18 protein-coding genes are annotated in these 23,193 nt (G+C 71.9%); 1 reads left to right on the top strand and 17 read right to left on the bottom strand.

Going from position 1 to position 23,193, the window contains the following annotated elements; translation table 11 throughout:
* Position 1: 1 nt before the first annotated feature.
* The 14 genes from ITJ40_RS17385 to ITJ40_RS03385 form a co-directional block, all read right to left on the bottom strand.
* Positions 2–2,008 (bottom strand): DNA/RNA non-specific endonuclease, encoded by a 2,007-nt coding sequence (locus ITJ40_RS17385; protein ID WP_194665725.1) that lies wholly within the window; start codon positions 2,006–2,008, stop codon positions 2–4.
* A gap of 228 nt (positions 2,009–2,236) precedes the next feature.
* Complete coding sequence (locus ITJ40_RS03325) at positions 2,237–2,605, bottom strand: DUF6507 family protein (protein ID WP_194665726.1); 369 nt, start codon at positions 2,603–2,605, stop codon at positions 2,237–2,239.
* A gap of 211 nt (positions 2,606–2,816) precedes the next feature.
* Entirely contained in the window at positions 2,817–3,800 is a 984-nt protein-coding gene (locus ITJ40_RS03330) for a RimK family alpha-L-glutamate ligase (RefSeq protein WP_194665727.1), read from the bottom strand.
* Positions 3,801–3,852: 52 nt separating this feature from the next.
* Entirely contained in the window at positions 3,853–4,674 is an 822-nt protein-coding gene (locus tag ITJ40_RS03335) for an endonuclease/exonuclease/phosphatase family protein (RefSeq protein ID WP_228511768.1), read from the bottom strand.
* A 67-nt stretch (positions 4,675–4,741) separates the two neighbouring features.
* Positions 4,742–5,332, bottom strand: a complete 591-nt coding sequence (locus tag ITJ40_RS03340; RefSeq protein ID WP_194665729.1) for a YdcF family protein — start codon at positions 5,330–5,332, stop codon at positions 4,742–4,744.
* 157 nt (positions 5,333–5,489) lie between these two features.
* Entirely contained in the window at positions 5,490–7,361 is a 1,872-nt protein-coding gene (locus ITJ40_RS03345) for a DUF4012 domain-containing protein (RefSeq protein ID WP_194665730.1), read from the bottom strand.
* A complete protein-coding gene (locus tag ITJ40_RS03350; RefSeq protein WP_194665731.1) occupies positions 7,358–9,064 on the bottom strand; it encodes an O-antigen polymerase in 1,707 nt (568 codons plus the stop codon). Before ITJ40_RS03350 ends, ITJ40_RS03345 begins: the two co-directional genes overlap by 4 nt.
* Positions 9,043–10,092, bottom strand: a complete 1,050-nt coding sequence (locus tag ITJ40_RS03355) for a polysaccharide pyruvyl transferase family protein (RefSeq protein WP_194665732.1) — start codon at positions 10,090–10,092, stop codon at positions 9,043–9,045. Before ITJ40_RS03355 ends, ITJ40_RS03350 begins: the two co-directional genes overlap by 22 nt.
* Entirely contained in the window at positions 10,089–11,273 is a 1,185-nt protein-coding gene (locus ITJ40_RS03360; protein WP_194665733.1) for a polysaccharide transporter, read from the bottom strand. Before ITJ40_RS03360 ends, ITJ40_RS03355 begins: the two co-directional genes overlap by 4 nt.
* The gene (locus ITJ40_RS03365) at positions 11,270–12,316 is read right to left on the bottom strand and encodes a glycosyltransferase family 1 protein (protein ID WP_228512056.1); all 1,047 of its coding nucleotides are present in this window, start codon (positions 12,314–12,316) and stop codon (positions 11,270–11,272) included. The genes ITJ40_RS03360 and ITJ40_RS03365 overlap by 4 nt, the downstream gene beginning before the upstream one ends.
* The gene (locus ITJ40_RS03370; RefSeq protein ID WP_194665735.1) at positions 12,316–13,449 is read right to left on the bottom strand and encodes a glycosyltransferase; all 1,134 of its coding nucleotides are present in this window, start codon (positions 13,447–13,449) and stop codon (positions 12,316–12,318) included. Before ITJ40_RS03370 ends, ITJ40_RS03365 begins: the two co-directional genes overlap by 1 nt.
* Positions 13,449–14,924 (bottom strand): sugar transferase, encoded by a 1,476-nt coding sequence (locus ITJ40_RS03375; protein WP_194665736.1) that lies wholly within the window; start codon positions 14,922–14,924, stop codon positions 13,449–13,451. Before ITJ40_RS03375 ends, ITJ40_RS03370 begins: the two co-directional genes overlap by 1 nt.
* A gap of 90 nt (positions 14,925–15,014) precedes the next feature.
* A complete protein-coding gene (locus ITJ40_RS03380) occupies positions 15,015–15,734 on the bottom strand; it encodes a low molecular weight phosphatase family protein (protein ID WP_194665737.1) in 720 nt (239 codons plus the stop codon).
* A 9-nt stretch (positions 15,735–15,743) separates the two neighbouring features.
* Positions 15,744–17,156, bottom strand: coding sequence for a polysaccharide biosynthesis tyrosine autokinase (locus tag ITJ40_RS03385; protein ID WP_194665738.1), 1,413 nt, complete (start codon positions 17,154–17,156; stop codon positions 15,744–15,746).
* A 322-nt stretch (positions 17,157–17,478) separates the two neighbouring features.
* Between ITJ40_RS03385 and ITJ40_RS03390 the strand changes: the two genes are divergently transcribed.
* Positions 17,479–19,653: an acyltransferase family protein gene (locus ITJ40_RS03390; protein WP_370531985.1), complete on the top strand. Its 2,175-nt coding sequence runs from the start codon at positions 17,479–17,481 to the stop codon at positions 19,651–19,653.
* A gap of 223 nt (positions 19,654–19,876) precedes the next feature.
* On the opposite strand, the gene ITJ40_RS03395 is transcribed toward ITJ40_RS03390, so the two are convergent.
* The 3 genes from ITJ40_RS03395 to ITJ40_RS03405 form a co-directional block, all read right to left on the bottom strand.
* The gene (locus ITJ40_RS03395) at positions 19,877–20,914 is read right to left on the bottom strand and encodes an acyltransferase (protein WP_194665740.1); all 1,038 of its coding nucleotides are present in this window, start codon (positions 20,912–20,914) and stop codon (positions 19,877–19,879) included.
* A gap of 91 nt (positions 20,915–21,005) precedes the next feature.
* On the bottom strand, positions 21,006–21,716 hold the full coding sequence (locus ITJ40_RS03400; protein ID WP_194665741.1) for a GDSL-type esterase/lipase family protein: 711 nt from the start codon (positions 21,714–21,716) through the stop codon (positions 21,006–21,008).
* A gap of 199 nt (positions 21,717–21,915) precedes the next feature.
* Entirely contained in the window at positions 21,916–22,968 is a 1,053-nt protein-coding gene (locus ITJ40_RS03405; RefSeq protein ID WP_194665742.1) for an endonuclease/exonuclease/phosphatase family protein, read from the bottom strand.
* Positions 22,969–23,193: the final 225 nt, after the last annotated feature.

Raw genomic sequence — 23,193 nt, forward strand, 5'->3', positions numbered from 1 at the left:
CCTATTGGTAAAAAGGCCTGATAAACGTCTGGCCGTCTAAGGTGGCCTCGACTTCGAAACCTGATGCCCTGCCCGTCATCGGGTCGGGATCGATGCGGATGTCCATGGAGACCCGCTCGTCGGGATGCTCGATCTTGTGACCAAGGAGCTCTCTTTCGAGAGCCCTGAATTCTATCCTGTTGTTCTTCGAGGACATGGCGATGATGTTGTCCAGCTTGGGTGAGCCTCCAGCCGAGTCGGCGGCGAGATGGCCCGCGTCGTCTCCGGAGAGCTTGCCCTGCGGGTTCCGCTGATGGGGCAGACGGCCCTCATGCACCTTGGGCTGGAGATCTTGGATGATGACACGGTCGATGTGTCCATGTTCGTTGGTCCGATACAGGTACTCGTGCTCGCCCGTCTGGTACCAGGTGCTCGGCTGAAGGGTCCTGTCTGCCCGGAAGTGGCTTCCATCGCGGACGACAGGTAGCTCCTTGATCTCCTCCGGGCTGAGCGAGCGCCAGTAGTCGTCCTTCGCGTACTCACTCGGATCGAGGGGGCGGGGGTGCGCAAGCGTCTTCGCGCCTGCTTCGGCGGGCGCAGGCTTCGGGTGCTCCAGCGTGCCGCCGTCTGCGTGACGTCCACTGTCTGCGAGCCGATCCGACGGCGTGAAGTCGGCGTCCGAATGGCCCGTATGGGGCTTCCCCTGCAGTTGGCCTTCGTGTGATGCATCCGACGCGCCAGCGTGTCGATCGGATGCAAGGGCGTCGCGTCCGCCGTGCGCCGCACCTCGGTCGGCGGCCTCGGTCATCGCGTGGGTGTGGTTTCGGCTGCCGACCTCCACGTGCGCGTGCACCGGGATGCGGACGCCCTCCGGCGTGACAGCGTGCTCGACCACGACGCGGACCGTGGGAATGCGGTCGATGGCCGCGCGCAGGGCCTGGACGGCGACACCGGTCGCGGCGCGGTTGACCGCATCGACCTTCGTCACGGCCGTCGTGAGGAGGTCGCCGACCCGGACCATGCCGGAGCCGACCGCGACCGATGCCCGTGCGCCCGCACCCGCCACCCTGCCCGCGACGGACGCCGCGTCCGCCGCCTCGCCGAGGCGGGTGCCGAGCGCTGCGACCCTGGCGCCCGTGGCGGCGTCCTTCGCGCCCGCCGCGGCCTCACCGCCCACCGGGATGAGCATCGGCGCCACGTTCGCAGCCAGGGCTCCCCATGCTCCGGCGGGGTCCGTCTTCCACTGCTCCGCACTGCCCAGGAAGCCGTCGACCGTCTGCTGCTGCTTGTCCAGGACGGACTGCGAGGAGTCCCGGACCTCCTTGGGCACCATGCCGCCGGGATCATTCGCGTAGATCCATGCCAGCGGCGTCGGAACCGCGAGCACGCCGAGCGCCTCGGCCGTCCCGGCCAGGGTGCCGCCCCAGTGCGCCCAGTCGTAGAACTGCCCCGTGTCCAGGTCGAAGTTGGCCAATGACGACAGGCCCTTGATGTTGGCTACCGTGGCGTCGAGGCCTCCCCACAGGAAGTTGTGGGAGCACTGGCCCTCGTCCCGGCCGCGGGCTCTCATGCCGAACGGCAGTTGATCTCCCGCGGCAGCCTCCGCCGTGAAGTCCTCACCTCGCACCTGCTCCGTGGGCGCCGACGGATGCGCCGCTGCCCGGATCGCGTTCACGCAGTCGGCCTGCGCCTGATCCAATGCCGTCGCCTGCGCCGCGATCGCCGTGATGAGCTTCTCGTTGTGCATCGCGTACGGCGGGTACTCGGTCCAGTCGACGTGCTGGGCGGGACTCGAGTACATCTCCTCCGGCGGCCCGGAGTCCATCCCGTAGTCGGTGAGGTGCTGCACCGGCTGCGGGCCCACCGCCGGCAGGTCGTACCCCTGGACCGCCTCCGCGACGAAGGCGATCGCCTCCGTCTGGAGCCGCTTCAACTCCGCCACGAGCGGATCGACCGCCGTGGCGAACGCATTCAGCGCGGTCGCGACGGTCGTGAAACCGTGGCCGACCTCCGTGGTCTTCTGCGCCACCGGCGTCATCACCGCCAACAGCGCATCCGACTCCGGCGCCTGCTACACGGCCGAGAGCGTCTGCCACTTCGACGACGCCGTGTCACCGTGCTGCGCGATCCCCTCCCCGCCGGCCGCCAGCGTCCACGCCGCGGTCCGGATCATCCATGGTCACCCCGGGGATGCCGGAGGGATCGACCAGCCCATCCGCCCGGCACAGACCGCCGCCCTGCGCCACCTGCGGCTGCATCAGCGGCCACTCGCACGCGTGGTGAACCAGCTGAAGTCACCCGACGATGCCGCGCTCTCGGCCTCCGACTGCGCCTCGCGCACGTCGGATGCCATCACGTCATCCGCCTGCACGTACTCCGCCGTGGCCGTCGCCGCTCCGAACAGGCACGCCGAGATGCGGTTCGACACATCCGTGACCGCTTCCGTCTGCGCGTCCATGAACTCCGCCAACGCGTTCGGCACCGCCGTGCACGACCCCGAACCGGTCGACACGTCATCCGGCGCACCCGACACCCCGCGCATCACGGATGAGAGGTCGTCGGCCGCGCGCTGCACCGCCGTGAGCACCTCGCTCACACCGGGGGGATCGATGCGGTAGTTCGTCATAGGGCCTCTCCTCCACCTCGCTCACCCGTACGCGAGGGGCCAGGCAGGCGGCATCCGCATCCGGTGGACTGTCGTCGGGCCCTGATCGCGGCTGCTGCGTGCATTCCTAGGCGCCCCACTTCGGGGGCATCCCGACGACGTGTTCAGCATCCCGGGGCCGCGTTACCGCGTCAAGCGCGGGCAGGGGATCCGCGGGTACGGCCCCGAGGCCTCAGGCCTCCGGGTACTCCTCCCGCAGCACGCGCTCCAGGAGCTCCGCCACCGCGCCCGGGCCCGAGGCGGAGGCGACCGCCTCGACGCCCGCGTTGTAGTTGGTGTTCGTGTTCACGTCGTAGGTCACGAGGCGGCCGTCCGCGGTCTCGATGAACTCGATGCCGGCCACCTCGATCCCGAGCCCGGCGAGGAACGCGACGTAGCGCTCCACGAGCGGGTGCTCCGCGGTGATGTCCTCCCGCAGCGAGAAGATCGTGTCGCCCGGCTGCTGCGCGATGGTCGCGCCGGGCGGCATCACGAGCGCGCCGGTGGTCGGGTCGATCGCGCAGGCGTCCGCCGGGCACAGCTGGTAGCCGCCGCGCGCGGTGTCGGCCTGGATCGCGTAGACGAACTTCCCGCCCACGATCTCCACCCGTGTGACCCGCGGCGTCGCGGCCTCGAGGAACTCCTGCAGCAGCGTGATCCCGTCCTGCGGCTCCTCGAAGTCCGTGCCCTCCACGTAGGCGGCCAGCTCCTCGACGCTGTCGAACTTGCGGACCCCGAGGCCCTTGCCGCCCTGGTTGTGCTTGGTGATGAACGGCGTCGGGAGTCCCCGCGCCGCCTCGACGATGCGGTGGCTGCCGATCACGGCGCGTGTACGGGGCACCTCGATCCCGGCGGCGCGCAACGCCGTGAGCTGGTCGACCTTGCTCACCTCGAGCTCGATCGTGCGGCGGCCGTTGACCGTGCGGCGGCCGTGCGCCTCCAGCCACGACATGAGGGCGCGCGTGTAGTCCTTGGAGAGCGCGTGGTCGCGCGTGTGGGCCGAGGCGCTGATCCTCGACCAGAAGATCCCCTCGGGCGGCGCCTCGTCGATCTCGAGCACGCCGTCGGTGAGGAGCCACTCCTCGTACGGCACGCCGCGTGCGTCGAGCGCGGCGGCGAACGGCCCGAACCACTCGGGGTTCTCGTGGATGGCGAATACCTTCGGTGCGGTGGTCATCCCCCCAGGCTACGAGGCCGGGGAGGCCGCGCCGGACGCGTGACGGACGGCGTCAGCTCACGCGCACGAGCGCCTGCACCGGCAGGTGGTCGCTCATCATGCGGCCGCGCCAGGCGAAGTCGTTGATCGCGGCGGCGCGGACGTCCACGCGGTCGCCCACGAGGATCCAGTCGATGCGCGGTCCGTCGACCACGGGCGGCCGGTAGTCGGGGAACGTGCCGAAGGCGGGGGTCGCCTGGCGGGCGGTGTCGAGCCAGGAGTCGCGGAGACCGGCGCGGCGGGTGAGCGCGTCGTAGGGGAACGAGTCGACGGGCGCGTTGAAGTCGCCCATGAGCACGAGCGGCATCCCGGCGAAGCGCGTGCGCACGAGCTCGGCGATGGCCTCCGCGGCGCGGTCGCGGGCCTCGGCGACGTCGTGGTCGAGGTGCGTGTCGAGCACGACGAGCGGGTGGCCGGTGGCCTCGTCCTGGAAGCGGGCCCAGGTGAGGATCCGCGGCATGGGGTTGCCCCACGTCATGCTGCCGATCACGTCGGGCGTGTCGGAGAGCCACATCACGTCGTGCTCGAGGAGCGTGAGGCGCGAGGCCTGGTAGAAGATCGCGCCGTGCTCGCCGTGGCTGCCGCCGTCGCGGCCCTGCCCGACCATGCGGTACGAGGGCGGGAGCGCCTTCTCGATCACCTGGATCTGCGGCCACAGCGCCTCCTGCACGCCGAGCACCGTGGGCCGCTCCTGCTGCAGGAAGCGCGTGAGCACCTCCTGGCGCTCGGGCCAGTGGTCGGCCTCGCCCTCGCGGGTGCCGTGCCAGGGCATGCGCACGTTGAGCGAGATCAGGTGGATGTCGTCGCCGGTCGTCGGGCCGATCGCGGGGGTCATGACGACCATTCAACCCCGTGCGGCTGACCGCCTGGCCGCTGAGCGACGATCGGCTGGGGAGCGGGCGTCAGCAGCCGGGCGTGACGAGCGCCTTGACGAAGGCGCCGGTCTGGTACGTGTACTGCGACACCCACTGGCGGAGGCTGAAGTCCACCGGGTCCTCGACCACCATGAGGTCGCCCGTGAAGCAGCGCGAGAAGATCAGCTGCGTGCGGGTGACGTGCGGGGTCCAGGTGATGACGATGGCGCTCGTCCAGCCGTTCTCCTCGGACTTCTCGCGCAGGTAGCGCGCCTCGCCCTGCGTCGTGAACGGCGACGGGGTGTCGCACGTGACGGCGTAGGGGAACTCCCCGTTGCAGGCGGCCAGCTCCGCGGCCGACTGCGGGCCCGTCGGCGGCACCGAGAAGACGACCGTGTCGGAGTAGCCCTCCTCCACCAGCTTCGCCGCGAGGTCGCGGCGGGTGGGGTTGGGCGGGCCGATGACGTAGATGACGTCCGCCTTGTCGGGCTGGCTCGCCGGCGGGAACACGAAGAGCGGGATGCCGGCCAGGAGCCACGCGAGCAGGAGCACGAGGACCGCCAGGAGCGAACGCACGATCCAGCGACGGACGCGGTGCGCCCGACGGGGCGGGATGGTGGTGGTGGTGCTGGGTGTCAACGTGTGCTCTCGGCCTGGAGGATCCGCGGGGGCGGCGTGCGGGGGCGGGGGCGTCCCGCGGCGACTCATCGAGCCTATGGGGAGCGCATGACGGCCGCGAAGCCCCCATCCGGGGCGGGGACGCGACGTCGTCGGGCGGCGGGCGGCCCTCGGCGGATCATCCGCCCGTGGAGCAGGGGACCTGCGTGATCTCGGACTCGAGCGGGCGCACGAGCGGCGTGTGCCGCACCTCGAGCGGGCCGGGGGAGTCGGACGCCGGCATCGTGAACGTGACGTCGACGGTCTTCGTGTCCTGCGGCGCGAGCTCGGTGCGGATGCGGATCATGCCGCGCCCCATGTCGGTGCCGCGCGCCTCCTCGGTGGTGAGGTCGGCCTCCGTCTTCCAGCCCGTGACCGTCGACCCGACGGGGCCGTAGACGAGGAGGTCGTCGAACTGGCGGCCCTTGGCCTTGCCGTCGAGGCCGGTGACGTACCGCGGCAGGCTCGTCGCGGCGTCCGCCGGGGCGATGCTCGTCATGTCGACGGACACCGTGTACGTGGTGGTGTCGCCGCAGGTCTCCGCCTGGACGCGGGATCCTGAGCGCAGGTAGTAGCTCATCTTGGATCCGGAGCCGATGTCGTTGAAGTACAGGCCGATCGCGGTCTGCTCGGTGTTGTCGTCCGGCAGCGCGCCGCTCAGCGGCCCGCCCTCGATGAGCGTCTGCTCCTCCGGCACCGTGCTCCACAGCAGGAGGCGGCGCTCGTCGATGGCCCGGTCGATCGCGGTGACCAGCGGGACGACGGGCGGGGTGTCGGTGACGAGCTTCGCGAAGATCGTGCTGGCCGCGCTCGCGAAGTAGCGGTCCTGCGCGAGGTAGTCGGGGTACTGGCTGTAGACCGCGCCGAGGAGCGTGGGCACCGCGTTCTCCGCGTTCAGCTCGTCGCCCGTGGCGAGCGTGATCGGCCCGGTCGCCTCCAGCAGGTAGCTGAGCGCGATGGGGTCGAACGACAGCACGCCGTCGACCCGGTCGCCGATGTTGGCCTCCCAGTACGACTTGGCGAGCGCGCCGGAGGTGGGGAAGTCGGGGAACATCGTGATGTTCTGCTCGAACCGGTCCGAGCGCGGCTCGATGAGGCGCACGGTCTCGTCCGGGATGTCGCCCTGGCGCACGTTCCGCGGGAAGTCGTTGCTCGACGCCTGCTTCGCGATCCGCACGCTGCCGTCCTCGACCGTCAGCAGCACGAGCGCGGCCGGGTTGCCGCCGGTGGAGCGCACCTCCGCGTTGTTCTGGAACATCAGCAGGTAGTTGCGGGCGCCGTCGGCCCCGAGCAGGTCGGGCAGGATCCCCGTGACCTCGCGGAAGGTGCCGGCCGTCGCCTCGGTGCTCGTGAGCGTGTCGTCCATGAGGTCGACGTCGTCCGCGACCTGCGCCCAGAGGCTGTCGCGGTCGATGGTGTCGAGCTGGGCGCGGGCGCCGGCGAGGCCGTCGGACGCGGTGTCGACGGTCTGGCCGAGCGAGCGGATCCCGTCGAGGTCGATGCGGCCGAGCACGGGCGTGAACGCGGAGAGCGAGACCTCGGTGGCGGGCGTGACGACGTCGGTCGCGAGCCGGTCGCTCGTGGCGGCCAGCACGCGGGCGGCGTGGATGTTCGGGCCGACGAACGGGATCCACTCGTAGGCGCCGAGCACGCCGTCGTCGGCGGCCTCCGCGGCCGTCGCGGTGTGGTCGCGGAGCTCGGCGGCGCCGGACTTCGCGGTGTCGATGTCGCCCGCGAGGAGCGCCGTCTGCACCTGGTCGGACAGCGGGAGCGCCTCGCGCAGCTCGCTCTGGACGGTGTCGACGCGGGGGAGGATCAGCGCGGCGGAGACCGCGGTGCCGATCACCGCGACGCCGACGACGCCGACGGGGATCCAGAGGCGCTTGCGCTTCCAGATGGGGCGTCGGGTGCGGGCGGCGTCGCGGTCGGCGCGGCGGCTGCGGCGGCCGGTGGAGCCGTCGGAGCCGTCCTCGTCGTCGGCCGGGGGCAGGATGTCGTCGATGCCGCTCACCGGTCGGTCGTCCCTGTCACGGCCGGGCGGCCGGCCGGGAAGGCGCGGCCGTTGCCGATGGCGGGGCGGTCGTCGGCGGACGCGGATCCGCCGACGGCGCCGAGCCCCGCGGCACCTGCGCCGATGAGCGCCTGCTCGCGGACGGCCGCGGGCGCGGTCTCGTCGGGCAGGGGCACGGGCGCGCTGACCGGGCCGGTGACCTGCTTGCGGGTGGAGGAGATCCAGAAGAACAGCAGGAGGATCACGAGCGACGCGATGCTCGTCGACATGCCCTGGTACGCGTCGCCGCGGATGAGGGAGAAGAGGTACGGCGTGACGACGACCGCGATGGCGGCGCCGAGCAGACCGCGGCGGCGCATGCGGGCGCGGATGAAGAGGCCGGCCACGAGCCCGAGGAGCGCGCCGACGGCGACGACGCCCGGGATGCCGAAGTTCGAGAACGCCTCGCCGATCGCCGAGAGGCTCGTCTCGACGCGGTTGACGCCGTAGAACCGCGGCACGTAGGTGGACGTGAACCACGTGTTGCCGCCGCCGAACGGCTTGTCCTCCCAGAGCCCGCGGGGGACGAACCAGGCGGGGACGGCCGCGTAGGTCGCCCCCCACTGGTAGACGAAGTCGGGCAGCGACGCGACCTCGTTGAGGCGGATGAGCACGTCGAACGGGCGGGTCTCGATGCCGCTGGTGAGGCGGTCGAGGAGCACGCCGATCGGGTCCTGCGTGAGGCGGTCGAGCGAGCGGCCGTTGTCGAAGGTGGACTCGCGGATGACGATCGAGTAGACCATCGCGACCACGGCCGTGACGCCGCCGATGAGGGCGATGGTGCGGAAGCGGAACGGCTTCGGGCCGATCTGCTTGAGGATCAGGAACGGCAGGAACACGCCGATGATGAGCGGGCCGCGGCCGCCCGCGGACCCGGCGCAGACCACGAGCACGAGGACGGCGACCAGGTTCACCCAGTTCCAGCCCTCGAGGCCCTTCTGGCGGCGCGCGAGCACGTTGTAGACGATCGCGATCTGCACGGGGATGTAGGAGAGGCCGATGAACGACTTGCCGGAGAGGAAGTCGCTCCGGTTGGCGAGGCCCGTCGTGTACGCCTGGATGCCGCCGGAGGAGAAGACCAGGTACACGAGGAGGCCGAGCGCCACGACGGAGGAGATGACCACGAGCGCCTGCGACACCGACGTGTTGAACACGCGCTGCCAGCGGACCTGCGTGTCGGGGTCGACGAAGGCGGGGCCGCCCGCGAGGGCGTTCTCCTCCAGGGCCGTGGCGTCCTCGCCGCCGCGGGCGATGCGCCGGGCCTCCCGGGCCACCGAGTAGTAGTAGATGACGAAGAACGCCGAGAAGAAGATCAGCGCCTCGATGAGGGCCGAGCTCGCGGCGAGCTGCAGCGTGGGGGAGAAGAAGCGGGTGTCGGCGATGGCGCCGGGGCTCGTCTCCATGCTGTTGGCGACCGTGAGCGGGCGCAGCACGAACAGCAGCAGGCCCGTGAAGGCGACGATGCCGCCCGGGGTGATCGGGTCCCCGTTGGAGACCGTCTCCTTCACGAGCACGCCGACGAGCAGGATCGCGAGCACCGCGATCATGAACGGGTAGGAGAGCTCGTTGCCGAGCAGGGCCACGCCGCCGAGCGCGGCGAGGACGGTGAGGACCACGGCGGCCGCGAAGACCGCCGGGGTCGCTAGGCGGTACGTCGGACCCATGAAGTCATCTCCTCGAAAGCCGCGTCCAGGCGGGCGGTGGCGGCGACGAGCGCCGCCGCGGTGGTGGATGAGGCGCCGGCGTCCGCCGACCCTCCGATGGCGGTGCGAACCGCCCGGTCGAATGCGGGCTCCGTGCGCGTGCCGAACTCGGTCGTGAACGCCCCGACCTTGGTGGCGCCGCCGACGGCGACCACGGGCGTCGTCAGCATCGTACCGAGGTACATGGCGTGCATGCGAGAGGCGATGACGACCTCGCGGTCGGCCATGATCGCGGCCGCGCGGCCCCAGCCGTGGTCGCCGGGCTCGGTCGTGAGCCGGGCGCGCACCTCGGGTTGCAGCGCGCCGGCGTCGGAGTCGTCGCCCTGGTCCATCGACACGAAGACGACCTCGCCGAAGCGCTCCTCGAGGGCCTGCACGTGCGCGAGGGTGACCTCGGGGGAGTGCGTGGCGTTCAGCGCGACGACGGCTCCGCGACGCCCGTCGGCGGGGGCGGCCATCTCCGCGAGCTCGGGGGCGGCGAAGAGGCTGACGTCGGCGGCGACCTCGACCGGGAGCTTCGAGTACCCGGCGGCGCGGCCGGCGGAGTCGGGGTCGCGGGTCCAGATGCGGGCGCCGTCGAGGCCCGCGCGGAGGGCGAGGCGCGCGCGGCGGCGGGTGACGGGATCCGCGCCCACGCCGAACACGACGAGCGGCGTGCGGCTGGTGCGCGCGATGAGCCCGGTGACGGCCATGAGCCGCGGGAGGCCCGCGAAGGGGCGGGCAGGCTGGTCGTCGGCGAGGAGCGTGCCGCCGCCGACGACGACCGCGTCGACCTGGCGCACGAGGTCGGCCAGTCCGCGCACGCCGCCGACGCGGGCGCGCTCCTCGGTGGAGTCGACGCGCGCGGCCTGCCCGAAGTCGGCGATCACGGTCTCGTGGCCGGCCCGGCGGAGGCGCTCGGACAGCGCGTCGGTGAGGAAGGCGTCCCCGAGGTTCTGCGGGTGGCCGGACGCGAGGGTGCGGTCGGCGGAGACGATGAGGGTCCTCATGCGTCCTCCTTCCTGACGGAGCGGTGGCGGATGAGGAGCGCGGCGATGGCGGCGCTCAGGACGAGCTCGGCGGCGAGCGTGACGCCGGCGAGCAGCGCGGGTCCGGCCGTGAGCGCGGCGACGAGCGTGAGGGCCACGGCGACGACGCCCGTGACGATGGTCGCGGTGAGTCGCACGCGCACGAGGCCGGAGCCCATCGCGTACGCCATGAGCGCGTAGTTGCCGAACTTCGGGGCGACCGAGAGGAGGATCACCAGGAAGATCGTCTGGTCGAACGCGTCGCCGCCGAGGAGCTGCTCGACGGGGCCGCGGAGGAGCGCGAGGATCCCGGCCAGCACGAGGCCGCCGAGCGCGAACCGCCACCAGTACGCGCGCGCGGGGCGGGCGGCGGCGCGGATCCGCGGGATGAGCTGCTGCGAGAGCGTGGCCGGGAGGACCTCGAGCGGCTGCACGATGCGGTAGGCGAGCGCGAGCGGCACGACGGCGTCGGCCCCGAGGATCGCCGTGCCGAGCACGAGCGGCGCCTGCGAGTAGAGCGCGCTGAGGGATCCGGAGAGGCCGAACTCGAGGATCTGCGGGAAGACGCGCACCGGCTCGTCGCCCGTCGTCGGCAGGCCGCGGCGGACGGCGATCCACGTCCCCGCGGTGACGACGAGCGACACGAGCGGGAACGCGAGCAGCACGAGCAGCTCCGGCACGAGGGACGCGATGACGAGCGGCACGGCCTTCAGCACCACGAGCGCCAGGTCGGGGAAGGCGTAGGAGGCGTCGCGGCGGCCCACGAGCAGGGGCGCGCGGATCGTGCGGGTGAGGGAGTCGAGCACCTGGCTGACGCCGAGCGCGACGAGCAGCAGCACGGCCTCGCCCGGGATCGAGGAGGCGGCCGCGACGGTGATGAGCACCGCGACGACGGCGCCGACCGAGCCGAGGCCGGCGTGGAAGCCGACCGCCCGCGCGTGCACGCTCCGGGTGAGGCGCGTGCGCGGCAGCGAGAGCAGGAAGTTCGCGGCCCCCGAGTCGGTGATGATCGCGAAGGAGCTGAGCAGCGCGAACCCGGTCACGAGCGCGCTCTGGGCCGACCCCTCGGACAGGCGCGTGAGGACCACGAGCAGCACCAGCTGGAGCACGCGCGTGAGCCCTGCGGCCCCCGTGGGGAGCAGCAGCCCGATCCGCCCGGTCATCGCGTCCCGATGCTCTGGTAGGCGTCGTGGACGGTCTGGGCGGAGGTGCGCCAGTCGAAGCGGCAGGTGACGGCGCGTCGGATCCGGGCGGCCTCCTCCTCCTCGAGCGGGTCGGCCGCCGCGAGCCGGGCGAGCGCCTGGGTGATGGCGGAGGTGTCGGCGGGCGAGAAGTACGTGGCGTCGTCCCCGCAGATCCAGTGGAAGACGTCGATGTCGGAGACGGCGAGGCGCGCGCCCGCGACCATCGCCTCGACGAGCGGCAGGCCGAAGCCCTCCGCGAGGCTCGGGAAGACCACGCCCCGCGACGCCGCGTACAGCACGGCGAGCTCGTCGTCGGTCACGTAGCCGGCCAGCTTGATGTCGTCCGACTCGGCCATGTCGACGTCGCCGAACACGGCGCTCTTCGCGCCCACGAGCACGAGGGGAGCTGCAGCGCGGGTCTCCGCGGGCAGCTCGAGGTACGCCTCGGTGAGGCGCTTGAGGTTCTTGCGCGGATCCATGCTGCCGACCGCGAGCAGGTACCCGCCGTCGGTCACGCCGAACCGCTCGAGCACGCGGGCGCGCTCCTCGGCGCCGCGCGGCTCGCCGAAGACGGGGCTCGGCGCGTTGGGCGCGACCACGACGGGCGCGCTGGACAGCCCGAGTTCGCGCACCTGCTCGGCGACGGGCTCGCTCACGGTGACGATCACGCGCGCGTCGCGCAGGTTCGCGCGGAGCAGCGGCACGTGGGTCACGACGTACTCGCGGCTGTACCACTCGGGGTTCGTGAGCACGAAGAGGTCGTGCACGACCACGATGTGCCGGCGGTGCACGAGCGGCGCGCGGCTCGTGAGCGACAGCAGCACGTCCTGGCGCGTGATCCACGGCAGGGTCGTCTGCACCCAGAGCCAGCTGCGCGCGCCGGACGACGCGATGCCGCCGGACGGAGTGGCGCGCGTGACGCCCTGCTTGCCCTCGAGCGCGCGGGCGATCTCCGTCGCGTACCGCTGCTGTCCGGTCACCCGCTGCCCCGCGTAGGCCTCGTTGACGACGAGCCGGCGCATCACGCGACCGCCCCGTCGAGGCGGGCGCCGTCATGCCGGACCCAGGAGGCGATGCGGCGCTCGAAGGCGGCCGCGTCGAAGTCAGCGGAGCGGCGGACGCTCGCGGCCGGATCCAGGGCCGCGGCGCGCGCGACGGCGTCGGCGAGGTCGGCGGTGCCCTCCCAGTCGTGCACGTGCACGCCCGTGACGCCGTCGACGACGCTCTCCGTCGCGCCGCCCACGTCGGTGACGAGCACGCGGGCGCCGGCGGCCATCGCCTCGACGGGCATGATCCCGAAGTCCTCGACCGCGGGGAACACGTAGGCGAGCGCGCGCTGGTAGAGCGTGTAGAGCAGGGCGTCCGAGGGCCGCGGGACGATCGTGACGGGCACGCGCGCGGCATCGGCCTGCGCCCGCAGCTCCTCGGCGAGCGGACCGGATCCGGCGAGCACGACCGGCACGCCGGCTGCCTCGCCCGCGCGGATCACGAGGTCGAGCCGCTTGTACGGCACGAAGCGGCTGGCACCCAGGAGGAACGACTCCGGCAGCGACGCGGCGACCGCGGCGTCCGGTCCGGTGAGCTCGCCCTCCCACGACGCGGTGGCGCGGATCGCGGTGGCGTCGACGGGCGGGTGGATCACGCGGGAGTCGACGTCCCACGCCGTGCGGATGCGCGCCTGCACGAACGCGCTGTTCGCGGCGAAGTCGGCGTGCGACGCCTGGGCGCGGCGTCGGTCGAGCGCGCGGAGCGGGGGAGCGGCGGCCTTCACGAGCGGGTTGGCGCCGCGCTGGTCGAGGTCGGGGGTCCAGAGGTAGCGCGCGGGGCTGTGCACGTAGACGTGCTGCCGGGTCGCGCGGTCCCCGTGGCCGAGGTGGTGCGCGAACAGGTGCGAGCTCGAGAGGGTCCACTCGTACGCGTCGAGGTCGAGCGAGCTCCAGGTGAGCGGCATGAACGGCAGGGCCAGCGGCTTGCGCTTCCGCAGCGGCGTGCGGGCGATCCAGCTCTCGCGCACCGGGCGGTCGCCGAAGCGGCCCGGGTCGTCGTTCCAGAGCGTGAAGAGGTCGGCGTCGGGGAAGGCGTGCGCGAACGCGTCGAACACCTTCTCGGATCCGCCCGACCTCTCGATCCACTCCTGGACCAGCAGCCCGCCCATCAGACGGCCCCGTCCGCGCCGAAGACGGCCTTGAACGTGCGCGCCAGGATGATGATGTCGCCCGTGAGCGACCAGTTCTCGACGTAGTAGAGGTCGAGCCGGATGGCGTCCTCCCACGAGAGCGACGACCGGCCGGAGACCTGCCAGAGGCCCGACATGCCGGGCTTGATGAGCAGGCGGCGGCGCGCGGCGCTGTCGTAGAGCGCGACCTCGCCCTCGCGCTGCGGGCGCGGGCCGATGAGGCTCATGGATCCGAGGAGCACGTTGAGGAACTGCGGCAGCTCGTCGAGCGAGTAGCGGCGGAGGACGCCGCCGACCTTCGTGATGCGCGGGTCGTCCGTCACCTTGAACAGCGGGGTGTCGGCCGTGCCCTGCTGCTCCAGCAGCGCGAACAGCTCGGCGTCGGCGTTCATGCGCATGGAGCGGAACTTGAGCATGTGGAACGGCTCGCCGTTCAGGCCGATGCGCTCCTGCTTGTAGAAGACGTCGCCCTTGCTCGTGGCCTTGATGAGGATCGCGAGGAGGAGGAAGACGGGGCTCAGCACGATGAGCGTGATGCCGGACACGACGATGTCGAACAGGCGCTTGGAGAGCAGCTTCCGGCCCTCGAAGCGCGGCGTCTCCACGTGGATGAGCGGGAGGCCGGCGACCGGGCGCGTGTGGATGCGCGGGCCGCCGATGTCGGTGAGGCCGGGCGCCATGACGAGGTGGTGGCGGCCGGGCTCGAGCGACCAGCTCAGCTCGCGGATCCGCTCGGGCGGCAGCTCGTCGCTCGAGGTGAGCACCAGGGTGTCGGCGCCCAGGCGGTCCAGCTGCGCGAGCGCGTCGTCGGCGTTCCCGACCACGGGCACGTCGAGCCCGGGGAGGCGGGAGGGCCGGGCGTCGCCCGTGAGGCACGCGCCCACCACGCGGTAGCCGGCCTTGGGGGCGCGGGCGAGGGTCGTGGCGGTGTGGGTCGTGCTCTCGAGGGACCCGACCAGGAGGATCAGCGAGGAGAACTCGCCGCGGCGGCGCTGGGCCGACAGCCACACGCGCCAGAGCGTGCGCGAGAGCAGCAGGAGGACGAGGCCGAGCGGCAGGCCGGTGACGATGTAGCCGCGCGCCAGGTCGATCTTCACGAGGAACGCGACGATGGCGATGATCCCGAAGAGCCGCAGCGTCGCGTCCGCGACCTGCTTGTACTCCTGCGTGCCGGTGCCGACGATGCGGTAGTCGCGCGTGCTGTAGACCGTGAGCACGAACAGCCAGGCGAGGATCAGCACGATCGAGACCATCGTGTACGTCACGGCCACGCCCTGCGCGTTGCCGCCGAGGTCGACCGTGCCGGCCGTCGTGCCGAACCACAGGAACTGCACGCCGAAGGTCGTGAGGATGATGACGATCGCGTCGCTCAGCGCCAGGCGCCGGGCGTAGACGACCCGCCAGCGCGAGCCCTCCTGGGCCTCGTCCGTGCGTCGTGTCTGTTGCGTGTCCACTGGTCCCCCGGGGCAGGCGGCTCCGATCGGGAGCCGGTGATGTCTGATGGAGCGGCGTGCGCTCGCGTGGGCGGTGGTGGGCTGGTCGGGTCAGCCTCGGAGTCGTGGTGCATCAGTGCGGGTCACGGCCCGCACCGACTCGAGGATCGACTCGATGGCGCCCCCGGCCTGCTCGCCGGAGGCGTCGTAGGTGGCCTGCGACCGGCGGTACGGGTCGACCACGTCGTAGTCGTCCTCCTGCGCGGGCGGCAGCGTGACGCCGCGCTGGGCCGCGATGAGCGGGATCAGCGCGCGCAGCTGCTCCGGCACGTCGCCGTCGCACGCGATGTGCTTCTCGTCCCCGGTCACCTCGACGAGGTGCTCGAACAGCGCCGCGAACTCGCGGATCGTGAACGTGAAGCGGTTGGCGCGGGGCACCGCGCGCACGACGGCGCTGCGGTGCTCGCGCGCCATGGTGAGCACCAGGTCGACACCCTGGATGATGCCGGGCGTCAGGAAGCGCGCCTGGTGATCGCTCGGGTCCCCGCCGTAGCGGACGGACAGCTCGGCCGCCTGCTCCGGCATGCGCTGTCCCTCGGCCGCGATCGTGCCGGCGCTGGAGAAGCGCACGACCGAGTCGGCCTCCGCGGCGTGGCCGCCGAAGATGGCCCGCACCCGGGCCCGGAGGACCTGCTCGGCCAGGGCCGAGCGGCAGATGTTGCCCGAGCAGACGAACAGGACGCGGAACGAGCCGTCGTCGACGCCCTCGGAGGATGCGTCGCCGAGGGCCGCGCGTGCGGCCCTGCGGCTCGTGGGGGGGAGTTCCGACATGGAGGGGAGCTACGCCTTGATCTTCTCGATGGGCGCCTTGGTCTTCTGGCCGTCCTCGTCCTCCGTGTAGCCGTACCCGTATCCGTAGTGGCCGTAGCCGTACGCGTCCGGGCCCTTGGTGGGGAGCATGGTGATCACGAGGCCGAGCACGTCCGCGCCCACGTTGGTGAGGTTGGCGATGGCGCTCTTCAGCTGCGTGCGGTGCGTGCGGCCCGCCGCGACGACGACGATGGCGCCGCCGGCGTTCTTGGACAGGATCGCCGCGTCGGTGACGGGCAGCAGCGGCGGGGCGTCGATGAGCACCACGTCGTAGCGCGCCTCGAGGTCCTGCAGCAGGCGGGCCATGCCCTGCGAGCCGAGGAGCTCGGAGGGGTTCGGCGGGATCTGGCCGGCGGGGAGGATCGAGAGCATGCCCGAGCCCCAGGGCTGGATGACGTCCTCGATCTCGGCGCGGCCGATGAGGATGTCGGTGAGGCCCACGGCGCCCTCGAGGCCCATGTAGGACGCGAGGCGCGGGCGGCGGAGGTCGGCGTCGATGAGGACGACCTTGATGCCCGAGTCGGCCAGCGCCAGCGCGAGGTTCGAGCTGGTGGTCGACTTGCCCTCGCCCTGGATGGACGAGGTGATGACGAAGCTGCGCGACCGGCCGCCGAACTCCAGGAACTGGAGGTTCGTGCGGAGGCTGCGGAAGGACTCGGCGCGGGGGCTCCGCGGGTCGTCCTGCACGATGAGGGGACGCTCGGTCGCCTTCGGGTCGTACGCGATGCCGCCGAGGATCGGCTTGGTCGTGACCAGCTCGACGTCGCGCTCCCCGCGGATGCGGTTGTCGAGCGTCTCGCGGAGGAGGCTGACGCCCACGCCGATGAGGAGGCCGATGAGCGCGCCCACGATGATGTTGACGGGCAGGTTCGGCGACGACGGCGACTCGGGGATCTCCGCCTGCTCGAGCTGCGTGATCTGCACCTGCGGCGTGCCCTCGATGGTCTCGGGGACGAGCGTGCCGACGACCGTCTTGAGGCTCTCGCCGATGGCGTCCGCGAGCGTCGCGGCGTCCTGGCGGGACTGGTCCTTGACCGTGATGTCGATGATCGTGGTGTCGAGCGGCGCGGAGGCGCGGACCGACTCGGCCAGCTCGCGCGACGTGACGTCGAGCCCGTACTGGTCGATGACGGGCTGGAGCACGGCACGGGTCGTGACGACGTCCGCGTAGCTCTTCACCGCCTGCGTGATGAAGTTGTTGCCCTGCTGCAGGTCCTGCACGTTGGAGGAGCTGCTCTGCGCGACGTACATCTTGGTGGACGCCTCGTACTCGGGCGTCTGGAGGAGGGAGAAGGCCGCCGCGGCGCCCACCCCGACCAGGAGCGTCAAGATGATGAGCACCGCGCCCCTACGCAGCATCCGAATGAAGTCACGGAGCGCCATAACTTAGAACCCTTCCCCAAAAGCACACAGGCGCGGAGTGTCCGCATACGTGGGATATCCACAGCCTCGGCTGTCTATCATCACACAGCTCACGAGTGGTGCTAGCAGCCCGGAACGCCCCCGTCCGGGGCATGGTAGGCCCTCTGACGCCCTGTTAGGGTCGCTCAGACAGCAGTGCTGCACGGCGGTACACGAGTGAGTAGGGACCTGGGCCATGAGCTCGCAGACATTTCGCCGGGGTACGCCCGCGCTCCCGGACCCGTCGGAGCTCCGCTCCGCGCCGGACGACAAGAACCCACCACCTGAGGGGGATTCGCCGACGGTGAACCGGGGCTTCCGCCCGGACGTCGAGGGCCTCCGCGCGCTCGCGGTCGTCGCCGTCATCGTCGACCACCTCTTCGACTGGCCGTCCGGCGGCTTCGTGGGCGTCGACGTCTTCTTCGTCATCAGCGGCTTCCTCATCACGGGCCTGCTGCTCAAGGAGTACGAGCGCAGCAAGACGATCTCGTTCCTCGACTTCTACAAGCGCCGGGTCCGCCGCATCATGCCGGCCGCGCTGCTCGTGCTCGTCGTCAGCACGGCCGCCTCGTTCCTCGTCTTCAACGTCGTGCGCGCGCAGGCCAGCCTGTGGGACGCCGTCTGGTCGGCCCTCTTCGTCTCCAACTGGCACTTCGCGAGCGCCGGCACGGACTACTTCGCGTCCGACGGCCCCATCTCGCCGTTCCGCCACTACTGGTCGCTCTCGGTCGAGGAGCAGTTCTACCTCGTCTGGCCCGTGCTGATCTTCCTGGTGATCACGTTCGCGCGCCGCCGCACCCCCAAGAACCGCGTCAAGCGCGCCCGCCTCTTCACGCGGACCATCGGCATCACGGTGGGCGTCCTCATCGTCGCGTCGCTCGCGTGGGGCTTCTACGAGACGTCGGCCCGCCCGACCGTCGCGTACTTCTCCACGTTCTCCCGCGCGTGGGAGCTCGGCATCGGCGCGCTACTCGCGATCTTCGCTGCGCGGCTGGCCACGCTGCCCGCGGCGATCCGCCCGGTGCTCGGCTACGTCGGCCTCGCGGGCATCATCGCGTCCTTCTTCCTCGTCTCCGGCGACGACGCGTTCCCGGTGCCCTTCGGCCTGCTGCCGGTCGTCGCGACCGCGCTCGTCATCGCCTCGGGCATCGGCGGGGTGTCGAAGGCCATGGTGCCCATCACGAACCCGGTCACCACCTACATCGGCCGGCTGTCGTTCTCGCTGTACCTCTGGCACTTCCCGGCGATCATCCTGCTGGCGTCGCTCCTCGGCACCGGCACCCCCGAGTACTACGGCGCCGCGATCGGCGCGACGCTCGTGCTCGCCATCGCCTCGTTCCACCTCGTCGAGGACCCGATCCGCCGCTCCAGCTGGCTCGACCCGAAGAAGGCCGGCCGCCGGTCCTCCGGCGCGCAGCTGAAGATGACCGTCGCGGCGCTCTCCGTCGTCGCGGTCGCCGTGGTGGGCGTCGTCGCCGTGGCCGTCGTCCGCGACGAGCCCGCGGGGGAGAGTCAGCTCGGCAACGGGACGCCGAGCACGGGCGGGACCGCCGCGCCCATCGAGGCCACCGGCACCGCGCTCGCGACCCGCACCGAGCAGATCACCGCCGCCCTCGCATCGGACGCCTGGCCGGCCCTGGATCCCGCCGTCGAGTCGTTCGGCGACTTCGGTCGCGACGTCATCGCGCCCGAGTGGGCGAAGGACGGCTGCCTCGGCGCCGACCTGGCCAAGGACAAGGACGCGATCAAGAACACCGAGCACTGCGTGTACGGGAACGCCGCCGCGGGTCCGGAGAAGACCGCGGTCATCTTCGGCGACTCGCTGGCGATCAGCTACGCGCCCATGCTCCGCACGAGCCTCGGCGACGACTGGAAGGTGCGCGTGCTCACGATGGCGCGCTGCCCTGCATCGACCGTCACAAGCACGGACACCGACGGCTCCGAGTACACGGAGTGCACGGACTTCCGCACCTGGGCGCTCAACGAGATGAACGCGACGAAGCCCGCGCTCATCCTGATGAGCGAGGCCGTCGACAACTCCTACCTGTCGAGCAAGGCCACGGGCGGCGCCGCCGACCGCGAGTGGCAGGCCGGCGCGCTCACCACGATGAACGCGCTGAAGACCGCGGCGTCCAACGTGATCGTCCTGTCCCGCCCGCCGGCAGCCACGGCCCTCGTGGAGTGCAAGACGCCCACGAGCTCGCCGAACGACTGCCAGTCGCAGGTGTCGCCGTCGTTCATCAGCCACGCCCGCACCATGGAGGCCGCGGCGACCGAGGTCGGTGCGCCCGTCCAGTTCATCAACACGCAGGGCTGGTTCTGCAGCCAGGGCACGTGCCCGGCGTTCGTGAACGGGATCCCCGTCCGCGGCGACACGTCGCACCTCACGGCCCGCCAGTCGCAGGACCTCGCGCCGATCATGGCGGACATCCTCGCCCCGCTCGGCATCGGCGCGGCCCCGGCTCCGGCCGCCGGCTGATCCGGCCGCATCACCGCACGCCACGACGGGCGCTCCTCCACACGGGAGGGGCGCCCGTCGTCGTGCGCGCGGCGTCCGTCGGCAGGCGCGCTCCGGCTCGATGGGGACGGATGCGTCGGTGCCAGACGTCCGTCGGATGGACGAGGCGCCACGGTCGCGCCTCCGCGCGTCGACGGACCGCTCGGCCCCTCGACGCGCCGTCCGCGCGGGGGCGGAGCCGGGATCAGCCCCGCGGCGCCTTCGCGGCGGACGTGCGGCTCGTGAGGCGCCGGGCGACGCCGATGAACGGCACCTCCACGAACCGGTGCACGAGCCACGAGACGACGAGCGTGAGCGCGATGGCCGCGACGACCCGCACGACCCCCTCGGGCACGTCGACGGCGCGCATGACCCGGTAGGCGAGCGGGTGCAGGAGGTACGCGGCGTACGAGATCGCGCCGAGCCAGATGAGCACGCGCGAGTGGGCCGCCTGCCGCGTGACGTAGAACGCGAAGAAGAGGCCGAGGCCCAGGAGGAACGACGCGGCGTAGTCGAACGGCGGCCACGCCGCGTCCTGCCCGCCGTTGAGGTACGTGAACAGCGGCACCCCCACGACGCCGGCGACGAGCAGGCCGCGCCAGGCGGTGGATCCGTCGCGGTCGCGCAGGTGGATCGCGTGCCCGAGCGACGCCGTGTAGAGCAGCAGGGGCAGGGTCCAGGGCAGCTCGCGCTCGAGCACCCGGCCGGCGATGGCCGCGGCGACGAAGCCGGCGAGCCAGACGTAGCCCATGGCGACGCTGCGGTCGAGGCGGCCGATGAGCTTCGCGACGAGGGACTGGCCGTAGAAGATCAGCTCGATGCCGAGGGTCCATGCCGTCGGCACGATCGTGAAGATGCCCACGGCGCCCTGCACCATGAGCACGTTCGCCATGATCACGAGGGGGCCGCCGAGCTCGCCGTCGCCCGTGGTCCCGATCCACAGCATCATGAGGCCGAGCACGAGCCAGTAGAGCGGGAAGAGCCGGTAGAGGCGACGCACCAGGAAGGTGCGGGTGTCCTGGCGCTGCAGGCTGAGGGGGATGACGTAGCCGCTGACGAGGAAGAACGCGACGACGCCCACGCGCCCCGCGTCCACCCACTGCCGGCTGAAGTCCTCGAACGCCGGGTACTCCGCGGCGAAGAGGTGCTGCAGCACCACGATGAACGACGCGACGCCGCGGACCGCCTCGAGGAACTCGATCTTCCGACCGGTCTCGCTCTTCACTGTCACGGTGCTGGTCACGCGGGCTCTCCTCTGGTGCGGGCGCGACGCTCCCGAGGCACCGCTTCGACCCTAACCGCCGGGCTGCGCGCGGGAGGGCGGGGGGATGCCCCTACTTCTGGGCGCTCTCGTCGAGGACCTCGGTGCGCACGAACTTGCGCACCTCGGCGCCCATGAGCTTGTAGCCCGTCATGTTGGTGTGGATCCCGTCGCGGAAGAACTCGGTCCGCCACTTCATGTCCTTGTTCGTGAGGTTCTTCCACGGGTTGAAGAAGTGGTACCCCTGCGCGTCGGCGAACTGCTCGAGGTGCGCGTTGACCTCGGGCGGCGTCTCGGGCGAGGCGTTCTGAGGCGGGATGCCGAGGATCACGGTCTCCTTCGGCGCGAGCTTCTCCACCGTCTGCAGTATGTCCGCGTCGAGCTGGGTGTCCGGGACGCCGGCGATGCGGTTGTTCGTGCCGATCATGATGAGCGCCACGTCGACGTCCTCGACGGTGGGCGTGTTGGCCGCCATGACGGTGCTCGTCGCGCCGTCGGTGCCCCAGCCGCCCGCGAAGGTCAGCGGGTCGCCGACGACGTAGTCGACGTAGGCCATGCCCTGGTCGATGCCCTGGGGCAGCGTGCCGACGAAGCCGTTCGTGTTCGAGTCGCCCATGACGACGATGCGGGTCATGTCCTCGGGCGCCGTCGTGGCGGACGCGTCGGGGGCGGGCTCGCCGTCGGTGGCGGTGGGGGCGGGCTGCGGCCCGCTCGTGCACCCGGCGAGCAGGAGGACGGCGGCGAGGGCGCCGAGAGCGCCCCGGGCCATGCGACGTGCGGGCATAGGTGTTCATCCGATCGTGGAGGGGTCCGCGGCAGCGGCGAGCCGGTGACCCCGTCAGCCGCTGCGATCACGGGGCCGCTCGGAAACCATTGTGGCATGCGGTTTCCATCGCCCCGGGTGGCGGCGTGGCGGACCGCCGATCCGCGGCGGGCGCGATCGGACCCCGACCGGCGTGCGGTCGGGCGTCGGTGCGGCGCGGTCAGGCGGTGCGCGCGAGGCGCACGAGCGCCTGCACGGCGGCGTGATCGGAGGGGGAGCGGCCCTCGAACGTGTACGGGTTGATGGCCGAGTCGACCACCTCGACGCCGCGGCCCGCGAGGATCCAGTCGATGCGCTGGCCCTCGGGCACGGGGTCGCCGTAGGCGGTGAAGGTGCCGATGCCGGGGGTCGCGTGGTGCGCGGCCGTGGTCCAGGTGTCGGCGAGCCCGGCGTCGCGCGTGAGGATGTCGTACGCGGCCGACTCCTCCGCCGGCGCGTTGAAGTCGCCCGTGACGACGACGGGCGCGCCGGACGCGACCTCCTGCAGCCGCTCGGTGATGAGGTCGGCGCTCTTCACGCGCGCGAGCTCGGACTCGTGGTCGAGGTGCGTGTTGAGGTGCACGAACTCGGCGCCGCTGCGGCGGTCGCGGAAGCGCGCCCACGTGGCGATGCGCGTCGTGCTGCAGCCCCAGGAGCGGGATCCGATGAGCTCCGGCAGGTCGGACAGCCAGAACTGGTCCCACGCCACGACGTCGAGGCGGCGCTCGTCGTAGAAGATCGCGCTGTACTCGCCGCCGGACCCGCCGTCGCGGCCGTAGCCGAGCATGCGGTGGTGGGGGAGCGCCCGGGCGATGGCGGGCAGCTGGGACGAGAGGGCCTCCTGCACGCCGAGCACGGTGGGCTGCTCGAGCTGGAGGAAGCGGGTGAGCACGGGCTCGCGGTCGGCCCAGTGGTCGGGATCGCCGGGCTCGGTGGAGGGGCGGGCCAGGCGGATGTTGCAGGTCATCACGTGCACGAGGTCGCCCTCGGCCGAGCCGATGGTCGCCTGCTGGGGCGGGGCGGGAGCGACCTGCGTCGCTGCCGCCGGGCGAGACGGAGGGGGGTCGGCCTCCGCGGTGCCGTCCGGGCCGTCGGTCGTGGTGGTCGTCTCGTCCGCGCGCGGGCGCTCGAGGAGCGCCGTGCCGGAACCTCGGGTGGGCCGTCCGACGCCCGGATCGGAGGATCCGGCACCGTCGAACAGGTCGCGTCGGCTGAATCCGCCGCTGGCCATCATGGAGATCTCCTCGGGTCGCACGTGTCTCGCATGATCAGCCTGCGCGACGTGACCCCCGAGGGGACCAACGGCGTGTGGCGGATGCGTGAACTGCACGGACAGGTCTACGCGAGGGGTGCGGGGAAGGCAACCCGGGGGCGGCGTGTCGGCCCGGCCCGGAGGGATCCGCCAGCCGGCGCATGGCCCGCTGGCAGACGCGCGCGCCGCCGGCGGATGCCGGCGGCG

The organism is Clavibacter sp. VKM Ac-2872 (assembly GCF_015351105.1).
GTDB lineage: Bacteria > Actinomycetota > Actinomycetes > Actinomycetales > Microbacteriaceae > Clavibacter.

Bases quoted from the DNA above. Each gene is read 5' to 3' on its own strand.
- ITJ40_RS03385 (WP_194665738.1), bottom strand. From the start codon at position 17,156: ATGGCGCTCCGTGACTTCATTCGGATGCTGCGTAGGGGCGCGGTGCTC.
- ITJ40_RS03370 (WP_194665735.1), bottom strand. From the start codon at position 13,449: ATGGGCGGGCTGCTGGTCCAGGAGTGGATCGAGAGGTCGGGCGGATCC.
- ITJ40_RS03335 (WP_228511768.1), bottom strand. From the start codon at position 4,674: ATGACCCCCGCGATCGGCCCGACGACCGGCGACGACATCCACCTGATC.
- ITJ40_RS03325 (WP_194665726.1), bottom strand. From the start codon at position 2,605: ATGACGAACTACCGCATCGATCCCCCCGGTGTGAGCGAGGTGCTCACG.
- ITJ40_RS03400 (WP_194665741.1), bottom strand. From the start codon at position 21,716: ATGCCCGCACGTCGCATGGCCCGGGGCGCTCTCGGCGCCCTCGCCGCC.
- ITJ40_RS03405 (WP_194665742.1), bottom strand. From the start codon at position 22,968: ATGATGGCCAGCGGCGGATTCAGCCGACGCGACCTGTTCGACGGTGCC.
- ITJ40_RS03330 (WP_194665727.1), bottom strand. From the start codon at position 3,800: ATGACCACCGCACCGAAGGTATTCGCCATCCACGAGAACCCCGAGTGG.
- ITJ40_RS03355 (WP_194665732.1), bottom strand. From the start codon at position 10,092: ATGAGGACCCTCATCGTCTCCGCCGACCGCACCCTCGCGTCCGGCCAC.
- ITJ40_RS03380 (WP_194665737.1), bottom strand. From the start codon at position 15,734: ATGTCGGAACTCCCCCCCACGAGCCGCAGGGCCGCACGCGCGGCCCTC.
- ITJ40_RS03365 (WP_228512056.1), bottom strand. From the start codon at position 12,316: ATGCGCCGGCTCGTCGTCAACGAGGCCTACGCGGGGCAGCGGGTGACC.
- ITJ40_RS03360 (WP_194665733.1), bottom strand. From the start codon at position 11,273: ATGACCGGGCGGATCGGGCTGCTGCTCCCCACGGGGGCCGCAGGGCTC.
- ITJ40_RS03350 (WP_194665731.1), bottom strand. From the start codon at position 9,064: ATGGGTCCGACGTACCGCCTAGCGACCCCGGCGGTCTTCGCGGCCGCC.